General features: G+C 40.1%; 9 protein-coding genes and 1 pseudogene. 5 read left to right on the forward strand and 5 right to left on the reverse strand.

Annotated elements, in window-relative coordinates:
- Positions 1-137: 137 nt before the first annotated feature.
- The 5 genes from ACINWC323_RS16070 to ACINWC323_RS16050 all read right to left on the reverse strand — a co-directional run bounded on the left by ACINWC323_RS16070 (position 138) and on the right by ACINWC323_RS16050 (position 3,614).
- Complete coding sequence (locus ACINWC323_RS16070) at positions 138-641, reverse strand: hypothetical protein (protein ID WP_032881035.1); 504 nt, start codon at positions 639-641, stop codon at positions 138-140.
- 142 nt (positions 642-783) lie between these two features.
- Positions 784-1,905: an ATP-binding protein gene (locus ACINWC323_RS16065; protein ID WP_009508510.1), complete on the reverse strand. Its 1,122-nt coding sequence runs from the start codon at positions 1,903-1,905 to the stop codon at positions 784-786.
- 2 nt (positions 1,906-1,907) lie between these two features.
- Positions 1,908-2,285, reverse strand: coding sequence for a hypothetical protein (locus ACINWC323_RS16060; RefSeq protein WP_009508498.1), 378 nt, complete (start codon positions 2,283-2,285; stop codon positions 1,908-1,910).
- 2 nt (positions 2,286-2,287) lie between these two features.
- The gene (locus ACINWC323_RS16055; protein ID WP_009508494.1) at positions 2,288-2,743 is read right to left on the reverse strand and encodes a hypothetical protein; all 456 of its coding nucleotides are present in this window, start codon (positions 2,741-2,743) and stop codon (positions 2,288-2,290) included.
- 205 nt (positions 2,744-2,948) lie between these two features.
- Positions 2,949-3,614 carry a LexA family protein gene (locus ACINWC323_RS16050; RefSeq protein ID WP_032881039.1) on the reverse strand — a complete coding sequence of 222 codons (666 nt, stop codon included), beginning with the start codon at positions 3,612-3,614 and terminating at the stop codon, positions 2,949-2,951.
- 104 nt (positions 3,615-3,718) lie between these two features.
- On the opposite strand from ACINWC323_RS16050, the gene ACINWC323_RS16045 reads away from it, so the two are divergent.
- The 5 genes and pseudogenes from ACINWC323_RS16045 to ACINWC323_RS0118770 form a co-directional block, all read left to right on the forward strand.
- Positions 3,719-3,907 carry a hypothetical protein gene (locus ACINWC323_RS16045; protein ID WP_009508496.1) on the forward strand — a complete coding sequence of 63 codons (189 nt, stop codon included), beginning with the start codon at positions 3,719-3,721 and terminating at the stop codon, positions 3,905-3,907.
- A gap of 8 nt (positions 3,908-3,915) precedes the next feature.
- Entirely contained in the window at positions 3,916-4,236 is a 321-nt protein-coding gene (locus ACINWC323_RS16040) for a helix-turn-helix domain-containing protein (RefSeq protein ID WP_032881042.1), read from the forward strand.
- Between the two features lie 68 nt (positions 4,237-4,304).
- Complete coding sequence (locus ACINWC323_RS16035) at positions 4,305-4,589, forward strand: hypothetical protein (protein WP_032881045.1); 285 nt, start codon at positions 4,305-4,307, stop codon at positions 4,587-4,589.
- On the forward strand, positions 4,586-4,873 hold the full coding sequence (locus tag ACINWC323_RS16030) for a hypothetical protein (RefSeq protein WP_009508508.1): 288 nt from the start codon (positions 4,586-4,588) through the stop codon (positions 4,871-4,873). The genes ACINWC323_RS16035 and ACINWC323_RS16030 overlap by 4 nt, the downstream gene beginning before the upstream one ends.
- A pseudogene (locus tag ACINWC323_RS0118770) lies at positions 4,870-5,455 on the forward strand (helix-turn-helix domain-containing protein); the annotation flags it as partial. The gene ACINWC323_RS16030 and the pseudogene ACINWC323_RS0118770, both read left to right, overlap by 4 nt.

Below are 5,455 nucleotides of genomic sequence, written 5' to 3' on the forward strand. Positions count from 1 at the left end.
ACATTGTGTTATTTTATAATCAGCGAAGAATTCAAAAGAGTTTGGATTTTAAAACGCCAAATCAAATAGCAGAGAACTTTTATCGGTTAGCTGCCTAGCATATCCCAAGTGAAAGTCTCCTGCTAATTCAGCACATATCACACAGGGAAATTGACATTATGAGAAGGTGAACCACTCTTAAGTAATGGATTGATATTTTGTTCATACCAAATATCAAATTTTTCACGATCTTCTTTGGTTTTCACTTTTGACTGAGCAATATTTTTTTGGTGATCTTCGACCGAATCAGGCCAATTTAATTGATTACGGTCATAAAACTCTTGAGCATTGGAATACATTTGCCAGGCAACTTCATCTGCCTGCTCAACAAGATTTAAGAGCCAATCACGGGCATTATCGAAATCACTTTCAATAAGAGCGCTGGCTGCAACAACAATAGCATTGTGATGCATTGTGACCATTTCACAATATTTCAGATTATCAATATCTGCCATGTACATGAAAGCTTCAGTAAGTTCAGGCGTAAATTCAGCTTTGGTACCAGTCTTTGCAGCTTCACGTAAAATTTCTTTTTGTCGATCGAACCATTCCCAACGGGCTTGGGGTTTCATTGCTTTCAATTTTTCAGGTACTGTAATCACTTTCTTTTTCTCCAAGTCGCTTCTTTAAACTTTGCATTGGCTACGTGGGCTAGAATTTCGGACTCATTTACATTGTCAAAAATATGAGTCATATGGCCCCCGAACACTGTGAGTGTTCGGGTAATAGTGGAATAGTTGAATTTCATGATCGAACACCTTGTTTAGCCATGTTGTCGATGTCTTTTTTAACGGCGTTTAAGGTTTGTGCTGCGATCTGCAAAAGGCTATCAATGCCCAAGTGCTCACACACTGTTTTTGTATCTAGGCCGCGTTCATCTATAAAGCTAAGTAGCTCGTCACGTTGGGCATTAGAAATGCCTTGGAACTCAGGCTGACCGATCCACTTGTTTTGATTTTTATCAAAAGTGCACCCGAGCTCTTTAGACCGAGCAAGCATGATTTGGCGCATGTTCTGATAGTACATGTGGTCTTTACATAAAGACTCTGTAAGCTGATTTAAATCGCCAGCATGCTCAGCTTCAGCACAACTCTGTTTCCAATTCTCTAAATCTTCTACAGCCTTTGCTGTAGCCAATTGTTCAGGCGTGAGCGTGTTGATGTGGTCCTTGGCAGCTTTAATCAGATCAGCAAGGAATGTTGGATTCGTTTTAAGATCTGGCACCCAAAGTTCGCCTGTGTCTCCACCAAGCGCACCCGAGTTTTTGGCATGGTGGGTAGGGCTAGGCTTAAAGTTGATTACCCGGGCATTTTTACCTTCAGTGGTTGTGACAGTTGTTAAATAACCCATAATGTCTGCAATACGGTATAACTCATTACGATTCTTACCACCCAGATCCGGACGATAGATAATCTGGTCTCCGTTCTGATCTTCTGAGGCGTGAGCAATAAAAACAACATCTTTGCCTGAGCTGATAAGCGAGTTCACATATTGCTTGAATATTTGATTCGCTAAACCTTGAGCCTTAAGCTTTAAAGAACCATCTTTTTGGCGATTATTCGCCGTCAATAACAAGTGAGTCTTAATGCTCTCAAGCATTGCGCCAACAGTATCAAGAACAATGGTGTTAAATGGAGCCAAGTCCTGTGGCGTGAGATCTGCCACATCTTTCCATTGTTGAACCTGTACCACTGATCCGCGACGCAACTCACCAGTACGATGTGCACCTTTATCAAAGTCGAATGAAATAACCTTGTCACCAGTAAAGCCGATAGAAGTTTTACCAAGACCAGGGTCAGCATATAAGTAAACAATAATCGCTTGAACCAATAGGGTCTGGTCAGCATTAATTATATTTAGAGCCATGATTACAAACCCTTATTATGATTATGATAAGCGGTGCGCTGGTTGGCGCTATAGCGTGATGTTTGGCTGTTACGTGCGTTGCGTTCTTTTGAACGTTGTTCATTAACGGCACGCTTTAACTCACGCTTGACCCATGGGATAGAAAGCTCATCCGTGGTAATTGGACGTGGCTCAGCATCTTTAGAATCTTTTACTCGAACTGAATACCAGTCGAATGCCAGTTCCTGTGCACCGCCGAAAAAGTCATTGTCGAATTCAGGCGTATAGTTCAAAGAAACTTTGGTCATAAAGATTTTTGAACCAAGGCGAACATGGTAGAAGCCTTGATCATCTTTCAATAAGTATTCGCGGAATGGGGTAGTAAATTTGGTAATGTTCATGATCACCCCCGAACCATTTTGTTTTTTTCAATGTGGGCGGTGATCACTGTGATCATGTTCCGAATGTCATCCGCATTGGTGAAGTCGTTATAACTTCCACCAGTTGGTGTTAAGACACGATCAACAGCCAGGTTATAGATAAATACAGCTTCATCATTGCTGCCGAGTTGACCGTTATCGTCTGGTACCAACTTAAAATCAAAGCTTGTGTACACACGGAAGCTATCAAGATTAATTACAGCTTCGCCAGTTGTTTCAGATGTAATTTGAACTGCTAATATGCCGTACATGGATTGAGTGTTTGCATAGCTAAACGCAGGGGCGATATCAACTGGTTTAGTAACAAGGGCATAAGCACCAGATAAGGTACCGGCTGTGATTGCTGCCAAAGCACATCCTTTAAGCAAAGTCTTGCCAGAGATGTAGCTTCGGTTGTGATTTAAAACATTTTGTTCCATAATGGACCTCATGTAAGTGAAGAGCCCCGTTGTTCCGCCAAGATCCCGGGGCTTTTTGCTGTCTATGAGATTTATATTAACTATGGTTAATTTTATAGTCAAGAATTAAATTAACTTTGGTTAATAATTTACTTAACATTAATTTAATGTTTTATTAATTCACAAAAGAAAACCCGCTCACGGCGGGTCTTTATTTAATTAATAATTAACTATGATTAGGTCTAGTTCTTCTTTTAGCTCGATATGTATATCGCATGCAATCCACAACTTGTCCCACAAAATGGCAATGCTCATCCAAAGGAATAATGTTAGGTTGAAAGTTAGGATTTAGAGCCTGCATATACCGAGAACCATCTGTTTCGATAACTAATTTTTTGAAAGTTGCATCTTCAAATTTTCTTACTACAACCATGTCACCAGATTGCATATCACTGTAATACACATCTGGATCAACCAGAATATAATCACCTTCAAGGAAATCGGGTTGATTGCTAATCCCTTGAACCTTAAGATAAAAACAATTAGTACACTCTTCCGGAAGTGGTAGCCATTCTTCTACTTGGGACATGTCTACTGCTTGAACATTGGTAAATGTTCCAGCTTGAACCCATGACAATACAGGGGCTAATCGAGCTGGTTTATTCGATACATTGTTATCAACTGTTTGCTGTTCCTTACCACCAAATAAAAGCCAGTCATCAGTTACACCTAGGAACTTAGCAATTGTTTTTAAATTCTCAGCTGTAGGAACACTAACCCCGTCAAGCCATTTCTTAGCAGATACGGCAGACTTCTTTGTCGCCCTTGCTAGATCCGCAGCTTTTAGATTTTTCTCATCTAATTTTTGCTTAATACGTTCGTGTAAAGACATAACAAACATTTCCAAAACATTAACTAATGTTAATACGGTGTATTGAAACTATGGTTAACAAGTGTTAAATTTGATCTATTAACTATAGTTAATTTGGTGCAACTATGAATTACAGTGATTTTATGAGTTATCACAATTGTAAAAATCGCAAAGAGCTTTCAGTAAAAACAGGCATTTCAACAGTGACCTTATGGAAGTGGGAAAACAAAGGTATTCCATTGAAGACACAAGCAGTGTTGCAAGTAACAACTGACGGCAAATTGAAAGCCGATAGCGAAGCCTTAAAAGCTTAGGAAAAACCATGAGCAAAGTATTACCAGAATTAACGGAAATGGCCCGCAATAACGCAGCCTTAATATTGCGCCACCTTAATGCCAGCAATCAAAGCAAAGTCGCGGAACAGGTTGGAGTTGATGGAAGTACTCTATCAAGATTGAAAAATGATAAAAAAAACAATGGATTGACGGAGCTTGAGTTTATTGGAGCTTTATTGAATAGCCTTGAATTAAAGGTTGTATCAGCTAGTGATGTGTATTGCTCGCCAGAAGTGGCAGAGGCAACAAGAGTGTATTTAGCGCATGCATTCACTTCGCCAGAATATATGCGAATTCTCTTTAAATAATAAAAAACCGCTTTCCTGCGCGAACAGGTTTAGCGGTCAGTGTCCATCAATCTGGAGAGATTAAGAACATGACAAATATATCAAACGAATTATCAACCCACAACAGTGATTTCATTGTGGGGGATACGGTTGTAATTAAAACACCACTTGAGTTCATCAACAGAACTTTTGATTCAGATGAGCTTTTCACAGTGCAGGATGTTTGCGGGCTCCAAAGTAGTGGAGTCACCATTTTGGTGAATGGCCAACGTGTTACAGCTGCAGAATCTGAATTACGCCATGCCTCAATTGCTGAGTTGAACGCAAAACGCCGTCTTACAGATATTGAGCAAGTACTAGCGGAGGTTTCATGAATACAAAGCTTCCAGATTACAAACAACTTCAGGCGATCCAATCCTGGTATGAACCGGCATTGAAACTTTTAAATGATTTGCTTGAGCGCAATAAGGCCAATCTCCGTAAGCGCGGCTACAACGAAGAGAATGCAGCAATTACCCGTGAAGAGTTTAGGCAGCAACTTGCATGCCGTGGACGCATTACTTTGCATTTAGCTGGCGAAATCGAAACGAGTTTGTTTAAGGCCCAAAAGATTGAATACATGGGCGGATATTTAAGACCTAAGGTTGGTGATGTATGAGTTTAGATGCATCAATGTGGGCGTGGAAAACACGCCAGAAACAGAAAAAGGGTGGTGCACTAAAACCACTCAAGAAACTGGTTTTACTCTCACTGGCAGATCGAGCTGGTGAAGATTATGTTTGCTACCCAAGTATTGCCCGTCTTGTTGAAGATACAGAGATGGATCGTAAAACTGTGCTTAAAATTATAGATGAGTTAATTGAGGATGGTTTGATTGTAGATACTGGTGAGCGAAAAGGCCGTACCAAACAAGTTAAAGTTTATGTTTTGATCGGCGTTAAAGGTCGAGAAACAGTACCAGTAACGGTACTCTTTGATAGTGAAAATGATGATTTAAACAGTACCAACAATGGAACAGTTCCAACAGTGGAACAGTTCCAACAATTCCATGAAAGAGTCCCAACAATTCCGTTAAAGAGTCCCAAGTTGGGACACGGAATCTACCAAAGAACCTCCCATTAGAATCTAAAAATAAAAACCATTGGCTTTGTTCAAAAAAATTGAGTTTGGAAATTACTCAAGCAAACCCTGAGATTGATACAAACGAAATCATCTCATCAACCTGGTTCAACCGTGAGCT

The organism is Acinetobacter sp. WC-323 (assembly GCF_000314615.1).
Taxonomy (GTDB): Bacteria; Pseudomonadota; Gammaproteobacteria; order Pseudomonadales; family Moraxellaceae; genus Acinetobacter; species Acinetobacter courvalinii.

What these genes read in the sequence shown, in the direction of transcription:
- ACINWC323_RS16050 (WP_032881039.1), bottom strand. Translation starts at nt 3,614, where the DNA reads ATGTCTTTACACGAACGTATTAAGCAAAAATTAGATGAGAAAAATCTA.
- ACINWC323_RS16040 (WP_032881042.1), top strand. Translation starts at nt 3,916, where the DNA reads ATGAGCAAAGTATTACCAGAATTAACGGAAATGGCCCGCAATAACGCA.
- ACINWC323_RS16035 (WP_032881045.1), top strand. Translation starts at nt 4,305, where the DNA reads ATGACAAATATATCAAACGAATTATCAACCCACAACAGTGATTTCATT.
- ACINWC323_RS16060 (WP_009508498.1), bottom strand. Translation starts at nt 2,285, where the DNA reads ATGAACATTACCAAATTTACTACCCCATTCCGCGAATACTTATTGAAA.
- ACINWC323_RS16045 (WP_009508496.1), top strand. Translation starts at nt 3,719, where the DNA reads ATGAATTACAGTGATTTTATGAGTTATCACAATTGTAAAAATCGCAAA.
- ACINWC323_RS16030 (WP_009508508.1), top strand. Translation starts at nt 4,586, where the DNA reads ATGAATACAAAGCTTCCAGATTACAAACAACTTCAGGCGATCCAATCC.
- ACINWC323_RS16065 (WP_009508510.1), bottom strand. Translation starts at nt 1,905, where the DNA reads ATGGCTCTAAATATAATTAATGCTGACCAGACCCTATTGGTTCAAGCG.
- ACINWC323_RS16055 (WP_009508494.1), bottom strand. Translation starts at nt 2,743, where the DNA reads ATGGAACAAAATGTTTTAAATCACAACCGAAGCTACATCTCTGGCAAG.